The 23,165-nt window shown below is 60.6% G+C and carries 19 protein-coding genes and 1 pseudogene; 14 read left to right on the forward strand and 6 right to left on the reverse strand.

Annotation, left to right across the window (positions count from 1 at the left end):
* The first annotated feature begins 65 nt into the window (after nt 1-65).
* From EJ576_RS02980 to EJ576_RS03000, 5 genes are all read left to right on the forward strand, one after another.
* The gene (locus EJ576_RS02980) at nt 66-596 is read left to right on the forward strand and encodes a DUF5943 domain-containing protein (protein WP_033898043.1); all 531 of its coding nucleotides are present in this window, start codon (nt 66-68) and stop codon (nt 594-596) included.
* 15 nt (nt 597-611) lie between these two features.
* Entirely contained in the window at nt 612-2,672 is a 2,061-nt protein-coding gene (dgcA, locus tag EJ576_RS02985) for a dimethylglycine demethylation protein DgcA (protein WP_016977794.1), read from the forward strand.
* Nucleotides 2,673-2,842: 170 nt separating this feature from the next.
* Nucleotides 2,843-4,786: a dimethylglycine demethylation protein DgcB gene (gene dgcB / locus EJ576_RS02990; protein ID WP_126569535.1), complete on the forward strand. Its 1,944-nt coding sequence runs from the start codon at nt 2,843-2,845 to the stop codon at nt 4,784-4,786.
* A complete protein-coding gene (locus tag EJ576_RS02995; RefSeq protein WP_126569536.1) occupies nt 4,786-6,006 on the forward strand; it encodes an electron transfer flavoprotein subunit alpha/FixB family protein in 1,221 nt (406 codons plus the stop codon). Before dgcB ends, EJ576_RS02995 begins: the two co-directional genes overlap by 1 nt.
* A 10-nt stretch (nt 6,007-6,016) precedes the next feature.
* Nucleotides 6,017-6,787 carry an electron transfer flavoprotein subunit beta gene (locus EJ576_RS03000; protein WP_126569537.1) on the forward strand — a complete coding sequence of 257 codons (771 nt, stop codon included), beginning with the start codon at nt 6,017-6,019 and terminating at the stop codon, nt 6,785-6,787.
* Between the two features lie 743 nt (nt 6,788-7,530).
* Here the strand turns inward: EJ576_RS03000 and gbcA are convergent.
* Entirely contained in the window at nt 7,531-8,826 is a 1,296-nt protein-coding gene (gene gbcA / locus EJ576_RS03005) for a glycine-betaine demethylase subunit GbcA (protein WP_068936255.1), read from the reverse strand.
* A 280-nt stretch (nt 8,827-9,106) separates the two neighbouring features.
* Between gbcA and gbcB the strand changes: the two genes are divergently transcribed.
* Complete coding sequence (gbcB, locus tag EJ576_RS03010) at nt 9,107-10,207, forward strand: glycine-betaine demethylase subunit GbcB (RefSeq protein ID WP_028618224.1); 1,101 nt, start codon at nt 9,107-9,109, stop codon at nt 10,205-10,207.
* Nucleotides 10,208-10,291: 84 nt separating this feature from the next.
* Here gbcB and EJ576_RS03015 read toward each other — a convergent pair whose 3' ends face one another.
* Together EJ576_RS03015 and EJ576_RS03020 are read right to left on the reverse strand one after the other, a co-directional pair.
* Nucleotides 10,292-10,489 carry a hypothetical protein gene (locus EJ576_RS03015; protein ID WP_122729522.1) on the reverse strand — a complete coding sequence of 66 codons (198 nt, stop codon included), beginning with the start codon at nt 10,487-10,489 and terminating at the stop codon, nt 10,292-10,294.
* Between the two features lie 176 nt (nt 10,490-10,665).
* The gene (locus EJ576_RS03020) at nt 10,666-11,706 is read right to left on the reverse strand and encodes a low specificity L-threonine aldolase (RefSeq protein ID WP_028618222.1); all 1,041 of its coding nucleotides are present in this window, start codon (nt 11,704-11,706) and stop codon (nt 10,666-10,668) included.
* 90 nt (nt 11,707-11,796) lie between these two features.
* Here EJ576_RS03020 and EJ576_RS03025 point away from each other — a divergent pair, with 90 nt between their 5' ends.
* The 8 genes from EJ576_RS03025 (at nt 11,797) to fdhA (ending at nt 21,639) form a co-directional block, all read left to right on the forward strand.
* Nucleotides 11,797-12,525, forward strand: a complete 729-nt coding sequence (locus EJ576_RS03025; RefSeq protein ID WP_123475012.1) for a TraX family protein — start codon at nt 11,797-11,799, stop codon at nt 12,523-12,525.
* Between the two features lie 237 nt (nt 12,526-12,762).
* Nucleotides 12,763-14,016, forward strand: coding sequence for a serine hydroxymethyltransferase (glyA, locus tag EJ576_RS03030; protein ID WP_122729518.1), 1,254 nt, complete (start codon nt 12,763-12,765; stop codon nt 14,014-14,016).
* Nucleotides 14,017-14,038: 22 nt separating this feature from the next.
* On the forward strand, nt 14,039-15,289 hold the full coding sequence (locus EJ576_RS03035) for a sarcosine oxidase subunit beta (RefSeq protein ID WP_010207084.1): 1,251 nt from the start codon (nt 14,039-14,041) through the stop codon (nt 15,287-15,289).
* Between the two features lie 15 nt (nt 15,290-15,304).
* Complete coding sequence (locus EJ576_RS03040; protein WP_010207083.1) at nt 15,305-15,607, forward strand: sarcosine oxidase subunit delta; 303 nt, start codon at nt 15,305-15,307, stop codon at nt 15,605-15,607.
* Complete coding sequence (locus EJ576_RS03045; RefSeq protein ID WP_123475016.1) at nt 15,604-18,621, forward strand: sarcosine oxidase subunit alpha; 3,018 nt, start codon at nt 15,604-15,606, stop codon at nt 18,619-18,621. The genes EJ576_RS03040 and EJ576_RS03045 overlap by 4 nt, the downstream gene beginning before the upstream one ends.
* Nucleotides 18,622-18,750: 129 nt before the next feature.
* A complete protein-coding gene (locus tag EJ576_RS03050; protein WP_028618218.1) occupies nt 18,751-19,383 on the forward strand; it encodes a sarcosine oxidase subunit gamma in 633 nt (210 codons plus the stop codon).
* Nucleotides 19,384-19,393: 10 nt separating this feature from the next.
* Nucleotides 19,394-20,251 (forward strand): formyltetrahydrofolate deformylase, encoded by an 858-nt coding sequence (gene purU, locus EJ576_RS03055; protein WP_126569538.1) that lies wholly within the window; start codon nt 19,394-19,396, stop codon nt 20,249-20,251.
* A gap of 188 nt (nt 20,252-20,439) precedes the next feature.
* Entirely contained in the window at nt 20,440-21,639 is a 1,200-nt protein-coding gene (gene fdhA, locus EJ576_RS03060) for a formaldehyde dehydrogenase, glutathione-independent (RefSeq protein ID WP_016977809.1), read from the forward strand.
* Nucleotides 21,640-21,746: 107 nt separating this feature from the next.
* On the opposite strand, the gene EJ576_RS03065 is transcribed toward fdhA, so the two are convergent.
* The 3 genes and pseudogenes from EJ576_RS03065 to EJ576_RS03075 all read right to left on the reverse strand — a co-directional run.
* A complete protein-coding gene (locus EJ576_RS03065) occupies nt 21,747-22,202 on the reverse strand; it encodes a hypothetical protein (RefSeq protein ID WP_126569539.1) in 456 nt (151 codons plus the stop codon).
* 248 nt (nt 22,203-22,450) lie between these two features.
* On the reverse strand, nt 22,451-22,858 hold the full coding sequence (locus tag EJ576_RS03070) for an anti-sigma factor domain-containing protein (RefSeq protein ID WP_126569540.1): 408 nt from the start codon (nt 22,856-22,858) through the stop codon (nt 22,451-22,453).
* Nucleotides 22,855-23,013 (reverse strand): annotated as a pseudogene (locus EJ576_RS03075) (sigma factor-like helix-turn-helix DNA-binding protein); the annotation flags it as partial. The pseudogene EJ576_RS03075 and the gene EJ576_RS03070, both read right to left, overlap by 4 nt.
* Between the last annotated feature and the right edge of the window lie 152 nt (nt 23,014-23,165).

Consider the following 23,165-nt stretch of genomic DNA (forward strand, 5'->3'; position numbering starts at 1 on the left):
CGCATCTTTTCCCCTGCCGTTCGCGCCGGGGGCATTAACAAGAATTTTTCTGGAGTTAAGTTTCCATGGCCAAGATCGCCCCGCAATTGCCTATCGAAGTCGACAGCGAAACCGGTGTCTGGACCTCCGACGCCCTGCCAATGCTGTACGTGCCGCGCCATTTCTTCGTCAACAACCACATCGGTATCGAAGAGGTGCTGGGCGCCGATGCCTACGCCGAAATCCTCTACAAGGCTGGCTACAAGTCCGCTTGGCACTGGTGTGAAAAAGAAGCTGAATGCCACGGCCTGGAAGGCGTCGCGGTGTTTGAGCACTACATGAAGCGCCTGTCGCAACGCGGCTGGGGCTTGTTCAAGATTCAGGACATCGACCTCGACAAGGGCACCTGCAGCGTCAAGCTGGAACACTCCGCGTTTGTGTACGTGTACGGCAAGGTCGGGCGCAAAGTGGACTACATGTTCACTGGCTGGTTTGCCGGCGCCATGGACCAGATTCTGCAAGCCCGCGGCAGCCAGATCCGCACTGTCGCCGAACAAGTCTACGGAGGCTCCGAAGAGGGCCACGATGACGGCCTGTTCACCGTCAAGCCGTTGTAAGCCGAGGACCGTGCCATGGCTTTCGAAGCAATGTTCCAGCCGATCCAGATCGGCAAACTGACCATCCGCAACCGCGTGCTCAGCACCGCCCACGCCGAGGTCTACGCGACCGACGGCGGGATGACCACTGACCGCTATGTGAAGTACTACGAAGAGAAAGCCAAGGGCGGTATCGGCCTGGCGATCTGCGGCGGTTCCTCTGTTGTGGCTATCGACAGCCCGCAGGAATGGTGGAGTTCGGTCAACCTGTCCACCGACCGCATCATCCCGCACTTCCAAAACCTGGCCGACGCCATGCACAAGCATGGCGCCAAGATCATGATCCAGATTACCCACATGGGCCGTCGCTCGCGTTGGGACGGCTTCAACTGGCCGACCCTGATGTCGCCGTCCGGCGTACGTGAGCCGGTGCACCGTGCCACTTGCAAGACCATCGAGCCGGAAGAAATCTGGCGCGTGATCGGCAACTACGCCAGCGCCGCCAAACGCGCCAAGGCCGGCGGCCTGGACGGTGTTGAGTTGTCCGCTGTGCACCAGCACATGATCGACCAGTTCTGGAGCCCGCGGGTTAACAAGCGTACTGACGAGTGGGGCGGCACCTTCGAAGGCCGCATGAAGTTCGGCCTGGAAGTATTGAAAGCCGTACGCGCCGAGGTCGGTGACGACTTCTGCGTAGGCATGCGCCTGTGCGGTGACGAGTTCCACCCGGACGGCCTGTCCCATGAAGACATGAAGCAGATCGCCAAGTATTACGACGACACCGGCATGCTGGATTTCATCGGCGTGGTGGGCTCGGGTTGCGACACGCACAACACCCTGGCCAACGTGATCCCCAACATGAGTTATCCACCGGAGCCGTTCCTGCACTTGGCAGCCGGCATCAAGGAAGTGGTCAAGGTTCCGGTGCTGCACGCGCAGAACATCAAGGACCCGAACCAGGCCACGCGCATCCTCGAGGGCGGCTATGTGGACATGGTCGGCATGACCCGTGCGCACATCGCCGACCCGCACCTGATCGCCAAGATCAAGATGGGCCAGATCGACCAAATCAAGCAGTGCGTCGGCGCCAACTATTGCATCGATCGCCAGTACCAGGGCCTGGATGTGTTGTGCATCCAGAACGCCGCGACCTCCCGTGAATACATGGGTGTGCCGCACATCATCGAAAAAACCACCGGCGTCAAACGCAAGGTTGTGGTGGTCGGTGCCGGCCCGGCCGGGATGGAGGCTGCGCGCGTGGCCGCCGAGCGTGGTCACGACGTGACCCTGTTCGAGAAAAAAGAGTTTATTGGTGGGCAGATCACCACGGCGTCCAAGGCGCCGCAACGTGACCAGATTGCCGGTATCACCCGCTGGTACCAACTGGAACTGGCGCGGTTGAAGGTCGACCTGCGCCTGGGCGTGGCCGCCGATGCCGACACTATCCTGGACGTACGTCCGGACGTGGTGGTGCTGGCGGTGGGCGGACATCCGAACGTGGAACAGAACGAACACTGGGGCGCAGCCGAAGGCTTGGTGGTGAGCAGTTGGGACGTGCTCGACGGCAAAGTCGCGCCGGGCAAGAACGTGCTGGTGTACGACACCATCTGCGAATTCACCGGCATGTCGGTGGCGGATTTCCTCGCGGACAAAGGCAGCCAGGTCGAAATCGTCACCGACGACATCAAGCCGGGCGTAGCCATTGGCGGTACGTCGTTCCCGACCTACTACCGCAGCATGTACCCGAAGGAAGTGATCATGACCGGCGACATGATGCTGGAAAAGGTCTACCGCGAAGGCGACAAGCTGGTGGCGGTGCTGGAAAACGAATACACCGGCGCCAAAGAGGAGCGGGTGGTGGACCAGGTGGTCGTCGAGAACGGCGTGCGCCCGGACGAAGCCATCTACTACGCACTCAAGGAAGGCTCGCGCAACAAGGGCCAGATCGACGTCGAAGCCTTGTTCGCGATCAAGCCGCAGCCGTGCCTGAGCGAGGCGGGTGATGGGTACTTGCTGTTCCGCATTGGTGACTGTGTGGCGCAGCGTAATACCCACGCTGCGATCTATGACGCCCTGCGCTTGTGCAAGGATTTCTGAGCCACCTTGAACCAATGTGTACTCGGTCAAAATGTGGGAGGGGGCTTGCCCCCGATGGCGGAGTGTCAGTTGATACAGCTGTAGCTGACCCACTGCTATCGGGGGCAAGCCCCCTCCCACATTCAGCGCCAGTTTCACAGTAGACCTGTGTGGTCTGTGGGAGCTTCACCATGTTGAACACCTTGCTGCCTATTCTCTTGTTTGCCGCCCTGGGCCTTGCTGTCCTCGGCGCCTTGCGCCGGGTGAACATGTGGCGCCGTGGCTGCGCGTCCAAGGTCGACCTGCTGGGCGGCCTGCTGGCCATGCCCAAGCGCTACATGGTCGACCTGCACCACGTGGTTGCCCGCGACAAATACATCGCCAACACCCACGTCGCTACCGCGCTGGGCTTTGTGTTGTCGGCGCTGTTGGCGATCCTGGTGCACGGCTTTGGCCTGCATAACCGCATCCTCGGTTATGCCTTGCTACTGGCCTCGGTGCTGATGTTTGTCGGTGCCACATTCGTGTACCTGCGTCGGCGCAATCCGCCGTCGCGCCTGTCGAAAGGCCCATGGATGCGCCTGCCGAAAAGCCTGATGGCGTTCTCGGTGAGCTTCTTTCTGGTGACGCTGCCGGTGGCTGGCATCCTGCCGGCTGATTTCGGCGGTTGGCTGCTGGCCGCGTTGCTGGGTGTCGGTGTGCTGTGGGGCGTGTCCGAGATGTTCTTCGGCATGACCTGGGGCGGCCCGATGAAACACGCCTTCGCCGGTGCCTTGCACCTGGCCTGGCACCGTCGCGCCGAGCGCTTTGGCGGTGGCCGTTCCACCGGGTTGAAGCCGCTGGACCTCAGCGATAAAACCGCGCCGTTGGGCGTGGAAAAACCCAAGGATTTCACCTGGAACCAACTGCTCGGTTTCGACGCCTGCGTGCAGTGCGGCAAGTGCGAAGCCGCGTGCCCGGCGTTCGCCGCCGGCCAGCCACTGAACCCGAAAAAACTGATCCAGGACATGGTCGTTGGCCTGGCTGGCGGCACGGATGCCAAATTCGCCGGCAGCCCCTATCCAGGCAAACCGATCGGCGAACACAGCGGCAGCCCGCACCAGCCCATCGTCAACGGCCTGGTGGACGCCGAGACCCTGTGGTCGTGCACCACCTGCCGCGCCTGCGTGGAAGAGTGCCCGATGATGATCGAGCACGTGGACGCCATCGTCGATATGCGCCGCCACCTCACCCTGGAAAAAGGCGCCACGCCAAACAAGGGCGCCGAAGTGCTGGAGAACCTGATCGCCACCGACAACCCCGGCGGTTTCGCACCGGGTGGTCGCCTGAACTGGGCGGCAGACCTGAACCTGCCGCTGCTCAGCGAAAAAGGCAGCTGCGAGGTGCTGTTCTGGGTCGGCGACGGTGCCTTCGACATGCGTAACCAACGTACCCTGCGTGCCTTCGTCAAAGTGCTCAAAGCCGCCAAGGTCGACTTTGCCGTGCTGGGCCTGGAAGAGCGTGACAGCGGCGACGTGGCCCGTCGTCTGGGCGACGAAGCGACCTTCCAGTTGCTGGCTTCGCGCAATATCCAGACCCTGGCCAAATACAGCTTCAAGCGCATCGTCACCTGCGATCCGCACAGCTTCCATGTGCTGAAAAACGAATACGGCGCCTTCAATGGCAACTACCTGGTGCAGCACCACAGTACGTTCATGGCCGAGTTGATCGGCGAAGGCGCACTGAACCTGGGCCAGCACAAAGGCAACAGTGTGACCTATCACGACCCGTGCTACCTGGGCCGCTACAACGGCGAATACGAGGCGCCGCGCCAAGTGCTGCGGGCCTTGGGCATCGAGGTCAAGGAGATGCAACGCTCGGGCTTCCGCTCACGCTGCTGCGGTGGGGGTGGCGGTGCGCCGATTACCGACATTCCCGGTAAGCAACGGATCCCGGACATGCGCATGGACGACATCCGCGAAACCGGCGCCGAGCTGGTGGCCGTGGGTTGCCCGCAATGCACGGCGATGCTGGAAGGCGTAGTCGAGCCGCGCCCGTTGATCAAGGATATTGCCGAGCTGGTGGCCGACGCATTACTTGAAGATGCAGTGCCCACCAAAGCTCCCATCAAGCGTGAACCTGCGGAGGTGCATTAATGAGCGACATTATCCGCCGCGACCCACGGGCCGAATGGATCGCCCGCAACCGCCTGCACCCGCTGCACGCAGCGATGCAACCGGTGCAACACAGCTGGATGGGACCTAACGGGGTCATCCGCAAGAACGTCCATGGCGTCGGCTTCATCGGCCCCAATGGCATCAAGCGCATCGACCGCAGTGGCGCCCAGCAGGGTGGCGCGGCCAAGCGTACCGCGGCCGTGGAAGTGCAGTTGCCACTGCATCAGGTGGCGGCGCCTGCGTTCTACATCAACGTGGTGCCGGACATGGTCGGTGGTCGCTTGAGCAGCCACGACCGCGACTTGCTCGGCCTGGCCCGGCAACTGGCTGGCAGCGACGGCGCGGTGCTGGCGGTGGTATTTGGCGAACACAAGGAAAATGCGTTTGCCACCGCAGGCGTCGACCGCCTGCTGGTGCTGGACGGCCACGAATTCGACGGTTATTCACCGGAACAACGCGTGCAGGGTTTGCGTGCGGTGGATAACCAGTTCAACCCGCGCCACTGGTTGCTGCCCGATAGCCGCAGCGGTGGCGGCGAACTGGGCCGACGGTTTGCCGCCAGCCTCAAGGAGCGCCCGGCTACGCGGGTTTGGCAGATCAAGGGCGACGAGTGCATCGGCCGCGCCGGTGCAGGCCAGGAAGACTTGGCTCGTGCGCTGCCACGCCTGATTCTGGCGGCCGTTGAATGTGCCGATCCCGTCAGCGAAACCCGTCACGAAGTGCTCCCCGTGGAGTTATCCACAGCCCTGGCGCGCAGCCTGCCACGCATCGAAGACCTCGGTGCGGTGGCGGTGGATCCGGCGGCGATTCCCATGGCCGAAGCGGAATTCATTTTCTCCGGCGGCAACGGCGTGAAGGACTGGGCCTTGTTCCACCAGACCGCGGCGGCCCTGGGCGCCACCGAAGGCGCCTCGCGGGTGGCGGTGGACGATGGCTTCATGGCGCGTGATCGCCAAGTCGGCGCCAGCGGCACCTGGGTCACGGCGCGGGTCTACGTGGCCGTGGGTATTTCCGGGGCGATCCAGCACCTGCAAGGCATCGGTGCCTGCGACAAGGTAGTGGCGATCAACCTCGACCCTGGTTGCGACATGATCAAGCGGGCCGATCTCTCGGTCATCGGCGAAAGCGCCGCGATTCTGCAAGCCTTGATCGTTGCGGTCGAGGCCTACCGCAACGGCGCCAAGCGCGACGCGGCTTGAGGATATGAGCATGAACACGAATGTCATCAGCCTGGTATCCATCGGCGCCCACCCGACCTCCGGGCGCCCGCGCCGCGCCGAACAAGACGCGCGTGCGGTGGAGCTCGGCCTGCAAATGGCTGGGGATAAGTTGCAGGTGTTGCACGCCGGCAACATCAATGAGCCGACCCTGCGTAGCTACCTGGGCATGGGATTGCCGCAGTTGCATGTGCTGGAGCAACTGGCGGGCAGCGATGCCTTGCCCGTTCTCAGTGAATACCTGCGCGACGCCGGTGCCCAAGTGGTGCTCGCTGGTAGCCAGGCCGAAACCGGCGAAGGTTCGGGTATGTTGCCGTACCTGCTGGCTGAGCAGTTGGGTTGGCCGCTGATTGTCGGGCTGGCGCAGGTCGAGTCCATCGATGGCGGCGTGGCCCATGTGCTGCAAGCCTTGCCACGCGGGCAGCGGCGGCGCCTGAAGGTACGCCTGCCGTTCCTGGCGACAGTGGATAACGCCGCGCCCAAGCCTCGGCAAAGCGCTTACGGCCCGGCGCAGCGCGGTGAGCTGGCGGCCCATGAAGTCGAAATCGAACAAGACGAGTTACTCACAGGCGCCGTGCTCCAGCCGGCCAAACCAAGGCCCAAACGCCTCAAGGTGATCAAGGCCAAGAGCGGTGCCGACCGTATGAAAGCCGCCACTGCCAAGGCCAGTGGCGGCGGTGGGCAAGTGCTCAAGGGCCTCAGCCCGGAAGCGGGCGCCGAAGCTATCCTCAAACTGCTCGTAGAGGAAGGCGTCGTACGCTAACCCCCCGTAGGAGCTGGCTTGCCAGCGATAGCAATCGTTCAGCCGATGGATGTCTCGACTGACACGCCGTCATCGCCGGCAAGCCGGCTCCTACAGAGGGTTTACCCACAATCCCTGTTGACCCGTCTGTGGATAACCTGTTCGCGGTTGTCCACACCCCCTGTGAATCAAGCCCTGCAGCCCTCTGTACGAAAAACAACCAGGCTAACTGACGGTTTTTACTTGGGTTTTTCGTTGCTCTTGTGCATTTCTCCAGACCGACTTGCCCCCATAGTCTGTTGGCGCTTCTGTGGATAACATGTTCGCTCTCCGCTGAAGCCCTTATTAATCAAGGCTTTCACTGGATTGATCAAAATATGATCGAATTGGTTTTTTTCCCGGCTGAAATCCCTGGAAACCGCGTTTTGTGAAGGTTTTAGGTGGTTTTCCACAGCGTTCTCCGAGTTGCCCCCAAAGTCTGTTGGTGCTTCTGTGGATAAGGTGTTCGCGTACCGCTACAGGCCACGTAAATCATGGCTTCTATTCATTTGATCAATAAATGAACAAGGCTGGGCCAGACCGACTGACTGGATTAAGTCACGGATTTTTTTCACTTAATTTCAGGAGGGAAGCGTACTTGCCCACAATTGCTGTGGGTGGCTTTGTGGATAACTTGTTGGGTAAAGGCTGGAGGGCAGGGGAATCAAGGGTTATCAGAGGGTTGGGTGTTTTTTGTACAACCCAGCCCTCTGGAGATCAAAAGGTTATTCGTGAACTGCAACACCTTTGAGGTACGGCGCTGGAGCCGCCCCCAAGTTGTTCAGCATGCGCTCGCTGTACCAATCCACAAAGTTCACCACGCCGAACTCATAGGTCTTGGAGTACGGACCTGGCTGGTAGGCGGTGGAGTTGATGCCGCGCTGGTTCTCTTCGGCCAGGCGACGGTCCTGGTCGTTGGTGGCGTCCCACACCTGGCGCATGCGCTCGACGTCGTAGTCCACGCCTTCCACGGCGTCCTTGTGCACCAGCCATTTAGTGGTGACCATGGTTTCCTGGGCGCTGATCGGCCACACGGTGAACACGATGATGTGATCGCCCATGCAGTGGTTCCAGGAGTGGGGCAGGTGCAGGATGCGCATCGAGCCCAGGTCTGGGTTCTTGATGCGGCCCATGAGTTTGGCGCAGCCCTGCTTGCCGTCCAGAGTCATCGACACGGTGCCCTTGAGCAGCGGCATGCGCACGATGCGGTTACGCAAGCCGAAGCTGGCGTGCGCGTACGGGATCTTCTCGGCATCCCAGGCGGCGGCGGAGGCGGCCACGTGATCCTTGAACGCTTGGTCGGCGCGCGGGTCGGTGACGTCGTCCCATTCCAGCAGGGTTTTCAACAGTTCCGGGTGCGACGCGTTGCAGTGGTAGCACTCGCGGTTGTTTTCCAGCACCAGCTTCCAGTTGGCTTTCTCCATCAAGGTGGTGGTAATCGCCACCTTGGTGTTCTCCATGTCGTAGGGTTCCATGTAATGGTTCAGCGTCGACAGGAAATCATCGATGGCCGGCGGGTTCTCCGCCAGGCTGATGAAGATGTAGCCGCCAGCGGTCTTCACGTTCACCGGCTTCAAACCGTACTGCTTCATGTCGAAGTCGGCGCCCATCTCGGTGCCGGCGAACAGCAGGCGGCCGTCCAGTTCGTAGGTCCACTGGTGGTAGTGGCAGACCAGTTTGGCGACCTTGCCCTTGTCGCTGGTGCACAAGCGCGAACCACGGTGACGGCACACGTTATGGAAGGCATGCACGACGCCTTCGGCGCCACGGATCACGATGATCGGGTTCTTGCCTACTTGCAGGGTCAGGTAGTTGCCCTTGGTGGGGATCTCGCAGGTCATGCCGGCGATCAGCCACTCTTTCTGGAAGATCTCCTGCATGTCGATATCAAACAGCCGTTCATCAGAGTAGAACGGCTGTGGCAGCGAGAAAGTGCGCTCGCGCTCTTGCAGCATTTGCGCGGTGGCCTTGCGTGCGGGTTCCAGCGGATCGCCCAAGCTTAAGGTTGCGGTGACGTCCATCGTGTGTGTCCTCATGGCCATTCTGTGTGGCCGAGATAAGTGGCTAATCAGGTTTGCAGCAAGGCGTAAAGAAAGCGTCTGTGTTGGGAGCGAGTGTGGGGCCGCCGATGCGCCGAACCTTATCCATGGGCGACATGGCCCAATCTGTTCCCGACGCGCAACCCTAGGTCGTTGGGGCCTGGTCGCGATAAGTATGTGAATGTCGCAGATAGGTAAATGGGTGGTTCTGGCGTTACGCAGAATCGCCACCATAAGGCCGATGTCGGCGGTGGAGAACAACATGTCCAATAATTTCCTGAATCCGGTAACCACCCAGACCTGGGCCAATGGTCGGCACATTGTCCGTTGCGTCAAAGTCATCCAGGAAACCTGGGACGTGCGCACCTTCTGTTTCATGGCCGACCAGCCGATCCTGTTCTTTTTCAAGCCGGGGCAATTTGTCACCCTGGAGCTGGAAATCGAAGGCCAGCCGATCATGCGCTCCTACACCATCTCCAGCTCACCGTCGGTGCCGTACAGTTTCTCGGTGACCATCAAGCGCGTGCCGGGCGGCAAGGTTTCCAACTGGTTGCACGACACCCTGCATGAAGGGCAAGAGCTGGCGGTGCACGGGCCGGTGGGCTTGTTCAATGCCATCGACTTCCCAAGCCCGAAAGTGTTGTACCTCAGCGGCGGCGTGGGGATAACGCCAGTCATGTCCATGGCGCGCTGGTTCTACGACACCAACGCCAACGTCGACATGACGTTTATCCACAGCGCCCGTTCGCCCAAGGACATCATCTACCACCGTGAGCTGGAACACATGGCGTCGCGGATCGATAACTTCAGCCTGCACCTGATCTGCGAGAAACACGGCTTGGGTGAGCCATGGGCGGGTTATCGCGGTTACCTGAACCACAAGATGCTCGAACTGATGGTGCCGGACTTCCTGGAGCGCGAAGTGTTCTGCTGCGGGCCTACGCCGTACATGAACGCGGTGAAGCGCCTGCTGGAAGTGGCGGGTTTCGACATGACGCGTTACCACGAGGAATCGTTCGGCGCCACGCCGCCGGAAGCCCGTGCGGATGCGGTCGAACAAGCCGAACAAGCCGCCGACGCGCCGGAAATCGACCTGGCGGATCTGCATCAGGTGGAGTTCATTGCATCGGGTAAAAGCATTCGTGTCGCCCCTGGTGAAACCGTGCATGCGGCGGCGGCCAAGCTTGGGCTGTTGATCCCGAAAGCCTGTGGCATGGGCATCTGCGGCACCTGCAAGGTGATGAAGCTGGGCGGTGAAGTCGAGATGGACCACAACGGCGGCATCACTGAGGAAGACGAAGCCGAAGGCTACATCCTGTCGTGCTGCAGCGTGCCGAAGGGTGATGTGCGCATCGAGTTCTGACCAATGATCGTTCCCACGCAGAGCGTGGGAACGATCAACAGTCCCGCGTTGCAGGTCATGAGTCTGCGGCGCGGGCCTTAGTGGTTAGCGGACAAAAAGGTTGATGATGTATCCGCCGGATGCTGTCATTTCGAACTCTTTTCCAGTGACGGTAAGAGTTCTGGATGGCTCGATGATGGTGTCGCCGACGTTCGCCAGCTTCCTAAGATCGTCCAAGCCGACGAGCGTGGCGTTGACGTCGGCGCGCGATTGCGAATCAGTGGTGTAGCATTGAATTTCCATGATGTTGCCCTCGATAGGATTTCCATTTCCAGCCGACTATTCGGCAGGCAGTCAGCCCCGAAGTAACGCGTCCGTTTGTTCGGGGTGACGAGATCCTATCCAAGACAGGGGGTAGATAGATACTGTCAGAAATACGTACAAACAGTCTCTGAAAATGCGCTGAAAGGCCCGTGGTTTCAGGCTTCCATCACTTTCCGAATATCCGCCGCCAATTCTCTTACACGTTCTTCCTCGGTATCCCACGCACACATGAAGCGTGCGCCGCCTTTGCCGATAAAGGTGTAGAAACGCCAGCCCTTGGCGGTCAACGCGGCAATCGCCGGTTCCGAGAGTTGCAGGAACACGCCGTTTGCCTGCACCGGGAACATCAACTCCACGCCGGGAATATCCGCCACCAGGCTGCTCAGCAGTTGCGCGCAGTGGTTGGCGTGACGCGCGTGTTTGAGCCAGGCGTCGTTTTCCAGCAGGCCTACCCACGGCGCGGACAGGAAGCGCATTTTCGAGGCCAGTTGGCCGGCCTGTTTGCAGCGGTAGTCGAAGTCTTCAGCCAGCTTGTGGTTGAAGAACAGGATCGCTTCACCCACGGCCATACCGTTCTTGGTGCCGCCAAAGCACAGCACGTCCACGCCGGCTTTCCAGGTCAGGTCGGCGGGCGAGCAGCCGAGGAACGCGCAGGCGTTGGAGAACCGCGCGCCGTCCATGTGCAGGTTCAGCCCCAACTCTTTGCAGGTCACGCTGATGGCGCGTATTTCATCCGGGGTATACACGCTGCCGACTTCCGTGGCTTGGGTCAGGGTGACCACGCGTGGTTTGGGGTAGTGGATGTCCTGGCGCTTGAGGGCGATCTCGCGGATCGACTCCGGGGTCAGCTTGCCGTTTTCGGTGCGAGCGGTGAGCAGCTTGGAACCGTTGGAGAAAAACTCCGGCGCGCCGCATTCGTCGGTCTCGACGTGGGCGGTTTCCGAGCAAATCACGCTATGGTAGCTCTGGCACAGCGAAGACAACGCCAGGGAGTTGGCAGCAGTGCCGTTGAAGGCGAAGAACACTTCGCAGTCGGTTTCGAAGAGGTTGCGGAAACCGTCGGCGGCGCGGTGGGTCCATTCATCATCGCCGTAGGCGCGCTGATGGCCCTGGTTGGCTTGTTCCATGGCGGCCCAGGCTTCCGGGCAGATGCCCGAATAGTTGTCACTGGCGAATTGTTGGCTCTTGTCGGTCATGGCCCATTCCTGTGGTCGATGTTGGTGCGCACTGTAACCAAGATTGTCGCGGGTGCGCACGTACTGTAAATGCAAAGTCACTGGGGAATTATGCACGGTACTGAAACGATTCCTGTCGGACGCGTCCGTGATGGCGCTTTGGATCTGCTCAAGTGGCTGGCGCTGTTGAGTATGGTGTTGGACCACTTGCGCTATGTCGGTTTGAGCCTGGACGGCCTGTATGTGCCGGGGCGCCTGGCGTTCCCGTGGTTTTGCCTGGCGATTGCGGCCAACTTGCATCGGGCGAGAAACTCACCTGTCACGGGCCAGTGGCGGTACTTGGGCTGGCTGTTGCTGTTTAGCGTGATCAGCGAAGCGCCGTACCGACTATTTATCGATGATGCCGATACATTGAACGTATTGCCGACGTTGGCGTTGGGCTTGCTTATTGCCCGAGGATGGCAGCAGAAAGCGCTTTTTGATCGCGGATTGGCGCTGATCGCGGCCACGATTGCGGCGGTGTTTTCCACGCAGCTGATGTTTGGTTTTTTCGGTGTGTTATTGCCACTGGCGATGCTGTTGGTGTTCCGTCGTCCCTGGTATTTCAGCGTATTGCCGGGTTTGGTTTGTGTCGCCGCCAACCAATGGCAGATATTGCTCAATAGCGGCAGCCTGATTGCCATGCTCGGTTTGGTCATGTGCCTGATCGCGCCATTGGCTGGATTGGCCGTGCTGCGACATGGGCAAAACATCTCGCCACCCGCTATGCGCCGCTGGGCCTACACCCTCTATCCCCTGCATTTCCTGCTGCTGCTACTCGTCCGCCAGACCATCGTATAAACCCTTGTGGGAGGGGGCTTGCCCCCGATAGCGATGGGTCAGCTTGCAGATGCAGTGGCTGACACTCCGCTATCGGGGGCAAGCCCCCTCCCACATTTGTTCGGCGTTGTTTGAGCAATGTCGTAAACGCACCTTTGCGTGGCGTGCGTAGGCATTTGACCTGCTGACGCCAGCCCTACCATCGCATCAAAGGGCCCTGCACGGGCCTCAACAATACGAAAGGCTGGGAGAGACGCGATGTTCAGCAAACAAGACCAGATTCAGGGATATGACGACGCACTGCTGGCGGCGATGAATGCCGAGGAGCAGCGTCAGGAAGATCATATCGAGCTGATCGCGTCAGAGAACTACACCAGCAAACGCGTGATGGAAGCTCAAGGCAGCGGCCTCACCAACAAATACGCCGAAGGCTACCCAGGCAAGCGCTACTACGGTGGCTGCGAGCACGTGGACAAGGTTGAAGCCCTGGCCATCGAGCGCGCCAAGCAATTGTTCGGCGCCGATTACGCCAACGTGCAGCCGCACTCCGGTTCTTCCGCCAACAGCGCGGTGTACCTGGCCCTGTTGAACGCCGGTGACACCATCCTCGGCATGAGCCTGGCCCACGGCGGCCACCTGACCCACGGCGCCAAAGTGTCGTCCTCGGGCAAGCTGTACAACGCGGTGCAGTACGGCATAAACACCGACACCGGCCTGATCGACTACGACGAAGTCGAGCGCCTGGCCGTCGAGCACAAGCCGAAAATGGTCGTAGCCGGTTTCTCTGCCTACTCCAAGACTCTGGATTTCCCACGTTTCCGTCAGATCGCCGACAAGGTGGGCGCACTGCTGTTTGTCGACATGGCCCACGTCGCCGGCCTGGTTGCCGCCGGCCTGTACCCGAACCCGCTGCCGTATGCCGACGTGGTCACCACGACCACCCACAAGACCCTGCGCGGTCCACGGGGCGGTCTGATCCTGGCCAAGTCCAACGAAGAAATCGAAAAGAAACTCAACGCTGCGGTATTCCCAGGCGCCCAGGGCGGCCCGCTGATGCACGTCATCGCCGGCAAGGCCGTGTGCTTCAAGGAAGCCCAGGAGCCAGGCTTCAAGGTCTACCAGCAACAAGTGATCGACAACGCCCAGGCCATGGCCAGCGTGTTTATCAAACGCGGCTACGATGTAGTGTCCGGCGGCACCGACAACCACCTGTTCCTGGTCAGCCTGATCCGTCAGGGCCTCACCGGCAAAGAGGCGGATGCCGCCCTGGGCCGCGCCCACATCACCGTCAACAAGAACGCCGTGCCGAATGACCCGCAGTCGCCATTCGTGACCTCGGGCCTGCGCATCGGCACCCCGGCGGTGACCACGCGTGGTTTCAAGGTGCCGCAATGCATCGAGCTGGCTGGCTGGATCTGCGACATCCTCGACAACCTCGGCGATGCCGATGTCGAGGCCAACGTGGCCAAGCACGTGTCTGCCCTGTGCGCTGATTTCCCGGTTTATCGCTGAGCGCGGTTTTGGAGTAATGACTATGCAACGCTACTCGGGCTTCGGCCTCTTCAAGCACTCACTCAGCCACCACGAAAACTGGCAGAAAATGTGGCGCACGCCGACCCCTAAAAAGGTCTACGACGTGGTCATCGTCGGCGGCGGCGGGCATGGTCTGGCGACCGCCTACTACCTGGCCAAGGAGCACGGCATCACCAATGTGGCCGTGGTCGAGAAAGGCTGGCTGGGCGGCGGTAACACCGCGCGCAACACCACCATCGTGCGTTCCAACTACCTGTGGGATGAGTCGGCCCACCTGTACGAACACGCGATGAAACTGTGGGAAGGCCTGTCCCAGGACCTGAACTACAACGTGATGTTCTCCCAGCGTGGCGTCTACAACCTGTGCCATACCCTGCAAGACATCCGTGATTCCGAGCGCCGCGTCAGCGCCAACCGCCTCAATGGCGTGGACGGCGAACTGCTCAACGCCAAGCAAGTGGCCGACGAGATCCCGTACCTCGATTGCTCCAAGAACACCCGCTACCCGGTCCTCGGCGCCACCGTGCAACGTCGTGGCGGCGTGGCGCGTCACGATGCGGTGGCCTGGGGCTTTGCCCGTGCGGCTGACGCCCTCGGCGTGGATTTGATCCAGCAGACCGAAGTGATCGGCTTCCGCAAGGAAAACGGCGTGTGCATCGGCGTGGAAACCAACAAGGGCTTTATCGGCGCCAAGCGCGTCGGTGTGGTCACTGCCGGTAACTCCGGGCACATGGCGTCGTTGGCGGGCTTCCGCCTGCCGATTGAGTCCCACCCGCTGCAAGCGTTGGTGTCGGAGCCGATCAAGCCAATTATCGACAGTGTGATCATGTCCAACGCCGTACACGGTTACATCAGCCAGTCCGACAAGGGCGACCTGGTGATCGGCGCCGGTATCGACGGCTACAACGGCTACGGCCAGCGCGGCTCGTACCCGGTGATCGAACACACCATCCAGGCCATCGTCGAGATGTTCCCGGTGCTGTCGCGCGTACGCATGAACCGCCAGTGGGGCGGCATCGTCGACACCACGCCGGATGCCTGCCCGATCATTTCCAAGACCCCAGTGCCGAACATGTTTTTCAACTGCGGTTGGGGCACCGGTGGCTTCAAGGCCACGCCGGGCTCAGGCAACGTGTTTGCCGCCAGCCTCGCCAAGGGTGAAATGCACCCGTTGGCCGCACCTTTTTCCATCGACCGTTTCCACAACGGTGCGTTGATCGACGAACACGGCGCTGCGGCCGTCGCCCACTAACAGGAGAAATTCCCTATGTTGCATATCTTCTGTCCTCACTGTGGCGAACTGCGCTCCGAAGAGGAATTCCACGCGTCCGGCCAAGCGCACATCCCGCGCCCGCTGGACCCGAATGCCTGCACCGATGAAGAGTGGGGCGACTACATGTTCTTCCGCGACAACCCCCGTGGCCTGCACCACGAACTGTGGATTCACGCCGCCGGTTGCCGCCAATACTTCAACGCGACCCGCGACACCCTGACCTACGAAATTCTTGAAACCTACAAGATCGGTGAGAAGCCACAATTCACCGCCAAGGCCTCTGGAGAGAAGGTATGAGCCAGACCAATCGCCTGTCCAACGGTGGCCGGATCGACCGTAATAAAGTCCTGACGTTTACCTTCAACGGCCAGAGCTACAAAGGTTTTGAGGGCGACACACTGGCCGCAGCCCTGCTGGCCAACGGCGTCGACATCATCGGCCGCAGCTTCAAGTACTCGCGCCCTCGCGGCATCTTCGCTGCGGGCGCCGAAGAGCCGAACGCGGTGCTGCAGATCGGCGCCACCGAAGCTACCCAGATTCCCAACGTGCGCGCCACGCAACAGGCGCTGTACCAAGGCCTGGTCGCCACCAGTACCAACGGCTGGCCTAACGTCAACACTGACGTGATGGGCATTCTTGGCAAGGTCGGCGGCAAGCTGATGCCACCGGGTTTCTACTACAAAACCTTCATGTACCCGCAATCGTTCTGGATGACATACGAGAAGTACATCCGTAAGGCTGCCGGCCTTGGCCGCTCGCCGACCGAGAACGATCCGGACACCTACGACAACTTCAACCGTCATTGCGATGTGCTGATCGTCGGCGCGGGCCCTGCGGGTTTGGCCGCAGCATTGGCCGCCGCACGCAGCGGTGCCCGTGTGATCATCGCCGATGAGCAGGAAGAGTTCGGTGGTTCGCTGCTGGACTCGCGCGAAAGCCTCGACGGCAAGCCAGCCGCTGAATGGGTCGCCAGCGTCATTGCTGAATTGAAAGCCCTACCGGACGTGGTGCTGCTGCCCCGCGCTACCGTCAACGGCTACCACGACCATAACTTCCTGACCATTCACGAACGCCTCACCGACCACCTCGGTGACCGTGCGCCGATTGGTGTGGTGCGCCAACGCATCCACCGTGTGCGCGCCAAGCGTGTGGTGCTGGCGACCGGTGCGTGTGAGCGCCCGCTGGTGTACGGCAACAACGACGTGCCGGGCAACATGCTGGCCGGTGCGGTTTCTACTTACGTGCGTCGCTATGGCGTGGCGCCGGGCAAGAAACTGGTGCTGTCGACCAACAACGATCACGCCTACCGCGTTGCGCTGGACTGGCTCGACGCCGGTCTGCAAGTGGTGGCCGTGGCTGATGTGCGCCACAACCCACGCGGCGCACTGGTTGAAGAAGCCCGCGCCAAAGGTATTCGGATCCTCACCGGCAGCGCTGTGATCGAGGCTCGTGGCAGCAAGCACGTCACTGCTGCCCGCGTCGCTGCGATTGATGTGAAAGCGCATAAAGTCACCAGCCCAGGCGAATGGCTGGATTGCGATCTGGTCGCTAGCTCTGGCGGCTACAGCCCGGTGGTCCACCTGGCTTCGCACCTGGGCGGCAAGCCGACCTGGCGTGAAGACATCCTCGGTTTTGTACCGGGCGAAGCGCCGCAGAAACGCGTGTGCGTAGGTGGTATCAACGGTGTCTACGGCCTTGGCGATTCCCTGGCAGACGGTTTTGAAGGGGGCGTGCGCGCAGCCAGCGAAGCCGGTTTTGCGCCAGTGGAAGGCACCTTGCCGAAAGCCCTGAGCCGCCTGGAAGAGCCGACGCTGGCGATCTACCAAGTGCCGCACGACAAGCCAACCGCACGGGCGCCGAAGCAATTCGTCGACCTGCAGAACGACGTGACCGCTGCCGCCATCGAACTGGCGACCCGTGAAGGGTTCGAGTCGGTGGAGCACGTCAAACGCTACACCGCGTTGGGTTTCGGCACCGACCAGGGCAAGTTGGGCAACGTCAACGGCCTGGCGATTGCCGCTCGTTCGCTGAACGTGACCATCCCACAGATGGGCACCACCATGTTCCGCCCGAACTACACGCCGGTGACCTTCGGCGCAGTGGCGGGCCGTCACTGCGGGCACATCTTCGAACCGGTTCGCTACACCGCGCTGCAAGCCTGGCATGTGAAGAACGGCGCCGAGTTTGAAGACGTCGGCCAGTGGAAACGTCCGTGGTACTTCCCACGCAACGGTGAAGACCTGCATGCGGCGGTGAAACGCGAATGCCTGGCCGTGCGCGACAGCGTTGGCCTGCTGGATGCGTCGACCCTCGGCAAGATCGACATCCAGGGCCCGGACGCGCGCGAATTCCTCAACCGCATCTACTCCAACGCCTGGACCAAGCTCGACGTGGGCAAGGCGCGCTACGGCCTGATGTGCAAGGAAGACGGTATGGTCTTCGACGACGGCGTCACAGCCTGTCTCGCCGACAACCACTTCCTGATGACCACCACCACCGGCGGCGCCGCCCGCGTACTCCAGTGGCTGGAAATCTACCAGCAGACCGAATGGCCAGACCTCAAGGTGTACTTCACCTCGGTCACGGACCACTGGGCGACCATGACCCTGTCCGGCCCCAACAGCCGCAAGCTGCTGGCGGAAGTCACCGACATCGACCTGGACAAGGACGGCTTCCCGTTCATGACCTGGAAGGAAGGTTTGGTCGGCGGCGTACCGGCCCGTGTGTTCCGGATCTCGTTTACCGGTGAGCTGTCGTACGAAGTCAACGTGCAGGCCGACTACGCCATGGGCGTACTGGAAAAAATCGTCGACGCCGGCAAGAAGTACAACCTGACCCCGTACGGCACCGAAACCATGCACGTGCTGCGGGCGGAGAAGGGCTTCATCATCGTCGGCCAGGACACTGACGGCTCGATGACCCCGGACGACCTGAACATGGGCTGGTGCGTTGGTCGCACCAAACCGTTCTCGTGGATCGGCTGGCGCGGCATGAACCGTGAAGACTGCGTGCGCGAAGAGCGTAAGCAACTGGTGGGCTTGAAGCCGATCGACCCGACCGTTTGGCTGCCGGAAGGCGCGCAGTTGGTGTTTGATCCGAAGCAGTCGATCCCGATGAAGATGGTCGGCCACGTGACATCGAGCTATGCGCATAACTCCCTGGGTTATTCGTTTGCGATGGCGGTGGTGAAGGGCGGCTTGAAGCGCATCGGCGAGCGGGTGTTCTCACCGCAAGCGGATGGCAGCGTGATCGAGGCGGAGATTGTGTCCTCGGTGTTCTTCGACCCCAAAGGCGATCGCCAGAACATCTGATAGATCGAGTCGCCTGCATCGCAGGCAAGCCAGCTCCCACATTTGAATCTATTCACAATTCAAAAATGTGGGAGGGGCTTGCCCCGATGAGGCCAGAACAGACACCACAGCATTCAGAACAGGTGCTTTATGACAGCAGCCAATGTTTACCAACAACGCCCAACCACTGGGGCCAAGGCCGAGTCGTCGCTGCACCATGCCGACCTCGCCAGCCTGGTTGGCAAGGGTCGCAAGAACGCCGGCGTGACCGTGCGTGAAAAGAAACTCCTGGGTCACCTGACCATTCGTGGCGACGGCCATGACGCAGCCTTCGCTGCCGGCGTGCACAAGGCCCTGGGCATCGAATTGCCCGGCGCCTTGCAAGTGATCGTCAAGGGTGAAACCAGCCTGCAGTGGCTCGGCCCGGATGAGTGGTTGCTGATCGTGCCAAGCGGTGAAGAATTCGCGGCCGAGCAAAACCTGCGTGCCGCGTTGGGTGAGTTGCACATCCAGGTCGTCAACGTCAGCGGCGGCCAGCAGATCCTCGAACTCAGCGGCCCGAATGTGCGCGATGTGCTGATGAAGTCCACCAGCTACGACGTGCACCCCAACAACTTCCCGGTGGGCAAGGCGGTGGGCACGGTGTTCGCCAAGTCGCAGCTGGTGATCCGTCACACGGCTGAAGACACTTGGGAACTGCTGATTCGCCGCAGCTTCTCGGATTACTGGTGGTTGTGGTTACAGGATGCATCCGCCGAATTCGGCCTGAGCGTCCAAGCCTGAGGAATACCCCATGAGCCGCGCACCTGATACATGGATTTTGACCGCCGACTGCCCCAGCGTGCTCGGCACGGTGGACGCGGTCACCCGCTATCTGTTCGAGCAGGGTTGCTACGTTACCGAGCACCACTCGTTCGATGACCGGCTTTCGGGCCGGTTCTTTATTCGCGTGGAGTTCCGCCAGCCCGACGGTTTTGACGAACAAGGTTTCCGCGATGGCCTGGCCGCGCGCGGGGAAGCGTTCGGCATGATCTTCGAACTGACGGCGCCGAACTATCGGCCAAAAGTGGTGATCATGGTCTCCAAGGCCGATCACTGCCTGAACGATCTGCTGTATCGCCAGCGCATCGGCCAGTTGTCGATGGACGTGGTCGCGGTGGTGTCCAACCACCCCGATCTCAAGCCTTTGGCCGACTGGCACCAGATTCCCTACTACCATTTCCCCCTCGACCCCAATGACAAGCCGTCCCAGGAGCGGCAGGTGTGGCAGGTGGTGGAAGACACCGGCGCGGAATTGGTGATCCTTGCGCGCTACATGCAAGTGCTGTCGCCGGAGCTGTGCCGCAAGTTGGATGGCAAGGCCATCAACATTCACCACTCGTTGTTGCCGGGGTTCAAGGGCGCCAAGCCGTATCACCAGGCGTACAACAAGGGCGTGAAGTTGGTGGGGGCCACGGCGCATTACATCAACAACGATCTGGACGAAGGCCCGATCATTGCCCAGGGCGTGGAGGTGGTGGATCACAGTCACTATCCCGAGGATTTGATTGCCAAGGGGCGAGATATTGAAGGGCTGACATTGGCCCGGGCGGTGGGGTATCACATTGAGCGGCGGGTGTTTTTGAACGCCAATCGCACGGTCGTTCTTTAGATCGCTATCGCAGGCAAGCCAGCTCCCACATTTTTGAATGTGTTCACAGATCAAAATGTGGGAGCCGGGCTTGCCCGCGATGAGGCCCTTACAAACAACGCAAAAACAGCATCTGTACCCGAGCACTTAAACGCGCTGCCCACCCAACGGGCAACGCAGTTCCATAAAAACAACAGCGAGGTGAAAGCATGTCTGGTAATCGTGGTGTCGTGTATCTCGGCAACGGCAAGGTCGAAGTACAGAAAATCGACTATCCCAAAATGCAGGACCCCCGTGGCAGGAAGATTGAGCACGGCGTCATCCTGCGCGTGGTCTCCACCAACATCTGCGGCTCCGACCAACACATGGTGCGCGGCCGCACCACTGCCCAGACCGGCCTGGTGCTCGGTCATGAAATTACCGGTGAAGTGATCGAGAAGGGCAGCGACGTCGAGAACCTGAAGATCGGCGACCTGGTTTCCGTGCCGTTCAACGTGGCCTGCGGCCGCTGCCGTTCCTGCAAAGAGCAACACACCGGCGTATGCCTGACCGTCAACCCGGCCCGTGCCGGTGGTGCCTATGGTTATGTCGACATGGGCGACTGGACCGGCGGCCAGGCCGAGTACGTGCTGGTGCCGTATGCCGACTTCAACCTGCTGAAACTGCCGGACCGCGACAAGGCCATGGAAAAAATCCGCGACCTGACTTGCCTGTCCGACATCCTCCCGACGGGCTACCACGGCGCCGTCACTGCGGGCGTTGGCCCAGGCAGCACCGTCTACATCGCGGGCGCCGGTCCGGTCGGTCTGGCCGCTGCCGCCTCTGCACGCCTGTTGGGCGCCGCAGTGGTGATCATCGGCGACGTCAACCCGATCCGTCTGGCCCACGCCAAGGCTCAGGGTTTCGAAGTGGCCGACCTGTCCACCGACACTCCGCTGCACGAACAGATCGCTGCGTTGCTGGGCGAGCCGGAAGTGGATTGTGCCGTCGACGCTGTAGGTTTCGAAGCCCGTGGCCACGGCCATGAAGGCGTGAAAGCCGAAGCGCCGGCCACCGTCCTCAACTCACTGATGGGCGTGGTGCGCGTGGCGGGCAAGATCGGTATCCCTGGCCTGTACGTCACCGAAGATCCAGGTGCAGTGGATGCCGCCGCCAAAATGGGCAGCCTGAGCATTCGCTTTGGTCTGGGCTGGGCTAAATCCCACAGCTTCCACACCGGCCAGACCCCGGTGATGAAGTACAACCGCGCGTTGATGCAGGCGATTATGTGGGACCGTATCAACATTGCCGAGATCGTAGGCGTACAGGTGATCAGCCTGGATGACGCACCGCGTGGTTACGGTGAGTTCGATGCGGGTGTGCCGAAGAAGTTTGTGATTGACCCGCACAAGCTGTTCAGCGCGGCTTGAGAAATCGCGATGATTAACAAAGGCGACCTTGGGTCGCCTTTGTTTTTAGTAGCAGGCGCGGTCAATCAGGATTAATACCTCCTGCCCGTCAATTATTCTTTATTAAGTTACGAAGAGGGCATCGTGGTGCTGAGGTTTTTGGGTCTTACTTCCTGCCATACATGCATGTCGTTAATGGCATGGATCACGATGGGTGTTTCGCTGCAGTAAGGAAAAACATTGTTACTCAGTTTGATGTTGCATACTTCTACTTTCAAACCGCTGCAACCCTTGAGGGTTGTAATGTAGCGCGGCCGGTCCAGAAAATGGTAGCCAATCGGGGCTTTAATTAGAGTAGATTCCGGTGGGGTGTGCAGATTGCAATCATCGAATATCATCGCCATTCTGGCGTGGATGACAACTTCAAGTTCATCTTCATTTTCTTCTTTTTCCAGGTTGAATATGTATTTTCTATAAGCTCTTTCAACCGGGAAGTCCTGGGGGGATGTCTGTGTGTGACCCCTGCTGAGTGCGTGAAGTGTGGCAGCAAATGTTTCAATGAGCACTGTGGAAGAAATGGTCATTTGATTCTCCATAAATGTAATGTCCGGAGTAACAATTCTCTACAATGCCGACGGTGTGAGGCGTTAACTATGCATTCCGCAATGTCCTTTGGGTGGGGTTGGGCCAAAACGCCACACCGACCGAGCAACCAGCGATGCAGGCGACCATGGCGGTCGCCACTTTTCAGGCGTCACTTGAGGGTTGAGAGCCGCAGGTAGGGATCCGACACCTCGCCGTTTTGGTCAGGCGCTTGCCACGACTTCAGGCTTCAACGTACCGCAAGGGCACCCTGGTAGATCGTCGGGCCAGTTGGCTCTTTGCTCAACGACCCGCCTTTGGTCTCCGAGCTCACCAACAACTCTACCGGCTCGCTGATACTGGCTTGCTGGCGCGGGTTGAGGCCGATGATGCCTTTGCCATCTTCCGGCAACAGCCCCAAGGACACCGGTTTACCGCCCTCAGGCAGGGCCCACAGTTCCAGGCTGCGCGTCGGTTCTATCGCCGCCAGGGTCACGGGCTCCACTTGCAAGTGGTCGGCGAATGCCTTGATCTGCAGGGCTGGTTGTTGGCTGGCGTTGATCAGCGTGACGTTGTACGGCGCACTTATATCGCGCTGGTAAAGCACACCCACCGTCACAGCGACCACTACGGCACAGGCGGTGGTCTGGTAGTTCATGATTCAAGGCACCTGCGCAGGCGTTCCATGCCGCGGCGAATCCAGGATTTGACCGAGCCCAGCGGCGCCGCCAGCTGTTCGGCTAGTTCCGAGCACGACAGGCCCTGGAAGTAAGCCACGCTGATCGATCGGCGCTGCATGCCGTCGAGGGTGTCTCCAGGCACTCGAACGAGGGCGACGGGACTGCGCACGGTAGGCAGAGCGTAGTTCAGCTTGGGCCTTCACTCCATCCAACTCCGGGCGGCGTAGGGTGGATATACGCACGCGCAGGCCATTTGGATGCGGTGTTTTCTGAACTAATCTACAA

The sequence above is a fragment of the Pseudomonas sp. C 49-2 genome, from assembly GCF_003970195.1.
Lineage (GTDB): Bacteria > Pseudomonadota > Gammaproteobacteria > Pseudomonadales > Pseudomonadaceae > Aquipseudomonas > Aquipseudomonas canadensis.

What these genes read in the sequence shown, in the direction of transcription:
- EJ576_RS02980 (WP_033898043.1), top strand. Translation starts at nt 66, where the DNA reads ATGGCCAAGATCGCCCCGCAATTGCCTATCGAAGTCGACAGCGAAACC.
- dgcA (WP_016977794.1), top strand. Translation starts at nt 612, where the DNA reads ATGGCTTTCGAAGCAATGTTCCAGCCGATCCAGATCGGCAAACTGACC.
- dgcB (WP_126569535.1), top strand. Translation starts at nt 2,843, where the DNA reads ATGTTGAACACCTTGCTGCCTATTCTCTTGTTTGCCGCCCTGGGCCTT.
- EJ576_RS02995 (WP_126569536.1), top strand. Translation starts at nt 4,786, where the DNA reads ATGAGCGACATTATCCGCCGCGACCCACGGGCCGAATGGATCGCCCGC.
- EJ576_RS03000 (WP_126569537.1), top strand. Translation starts at nt 6,017, where the DNA reads ATGAACACGAATGTCATCAGCCTGGTATCCATCGGCGCCCACCCGACC.
- gbcA (WP_068936255.1), bottom strand. Translation starts at nt 8,826, where the DNA reads ATGGACGTCACCGCAACCTTAAGCTTGGGCGATCCGCTGGAACCCGCA.
- gbcB (WP_028618224.1), top strand. Translation starts at nt 9,107, where the DNA reads ATGTCCAATAATTTCCTGAATCCGGTAACCACCCAGACCTGGGCCAAT.
- EJ576_RS03015 (WP_122729522.1), bottom strand. Translation starts at nt 10,489, where the DNA reads ATGGAAATTCAATGCTACACCACTGATTCGCAATCGCGCGCCGACGTC.
- EJ576_RS03020 (WP_028618222.1), bottom strand. Translation starts at nt 11,706, where the DNA reads ATGACCGACAAGAGCCAACAATTCGCCAGTGACAACTATTCGGGCATC.
- EJ576_RS03025 (WP_123475012.1), top strand. Translation starts at nt 11,797, where the DNA reads ATGCACGGTACTGAAACGATTCCTGTCGGACGCGTCCGTGATGGCGCT.
- glyA (WP_122729518.1), top strand. Translation starts at nt 12,763, where the DNA reads ATGTTCAGCAAACAAGACCAGATTCAGGGATATGACGACGCACTGCTG.
- EJ576_RS03035 (WP_010207084.1), top strand. Translation starts at nt 14,039, where the DNA reads ATGCAACGCTACTCGGGCTTCGGCCTCTTCAAGCACTCACTCAGCCAC.
- EJ576_RS03040 (WP_010207083.1), top strand. Translation starts at nt 15,305, where the DNA reads ATGTTGCATATCTTCTGTCCTCACTGTGGCGAACTGCGCTCCGAAGAG.
- EJ576_RS03045 (WP_123475016.1), top strand. Translation starts at nt 15,604, where the DNA reads ATGAGCCAGACCAATCGCCTGTCCAACGGTGGCCGGATCGACCGTAAT.
- EJ576_RS03050 (WP_028618218.1), top strand. Translation starts at nt 18,751, where the DNA reads ATGACAGCAGCCAATGTTTACCAACAACGCCCAACCACTGGGGCCAAG.
- purU (WP_126569538.1), top strand. Translation starts at nt 19,394, where the DNA reads ATGAGCCGCGCACCTGATACATGGATTTTGACCGCCGACTGCCCCAGC.
- fdhA (WP_016977809.1), top strand. Translation starts at nt 20,440, where the DNA reads ATGTCTGGTAATCGTGGTGTCGTGTATCTCGGCAACGGCAAGGTCGAA.
- EJ576_RS03065 (WP_126569539.1), bottom strand. Translation starts at nt 22,202, where the DNA reads ATGACCATTTCTTCCACAGTGCTCATTGAAACATTTGCTGCCACACTT.
- EJ576_RS03070 (WP_126569540.1), bottom strand. Translation starts at nt 22,858, where the DNA reads ATGAACTACCAGACCACCGCCTGTGCCGTAGTGGTCGCTGTGACGGTG.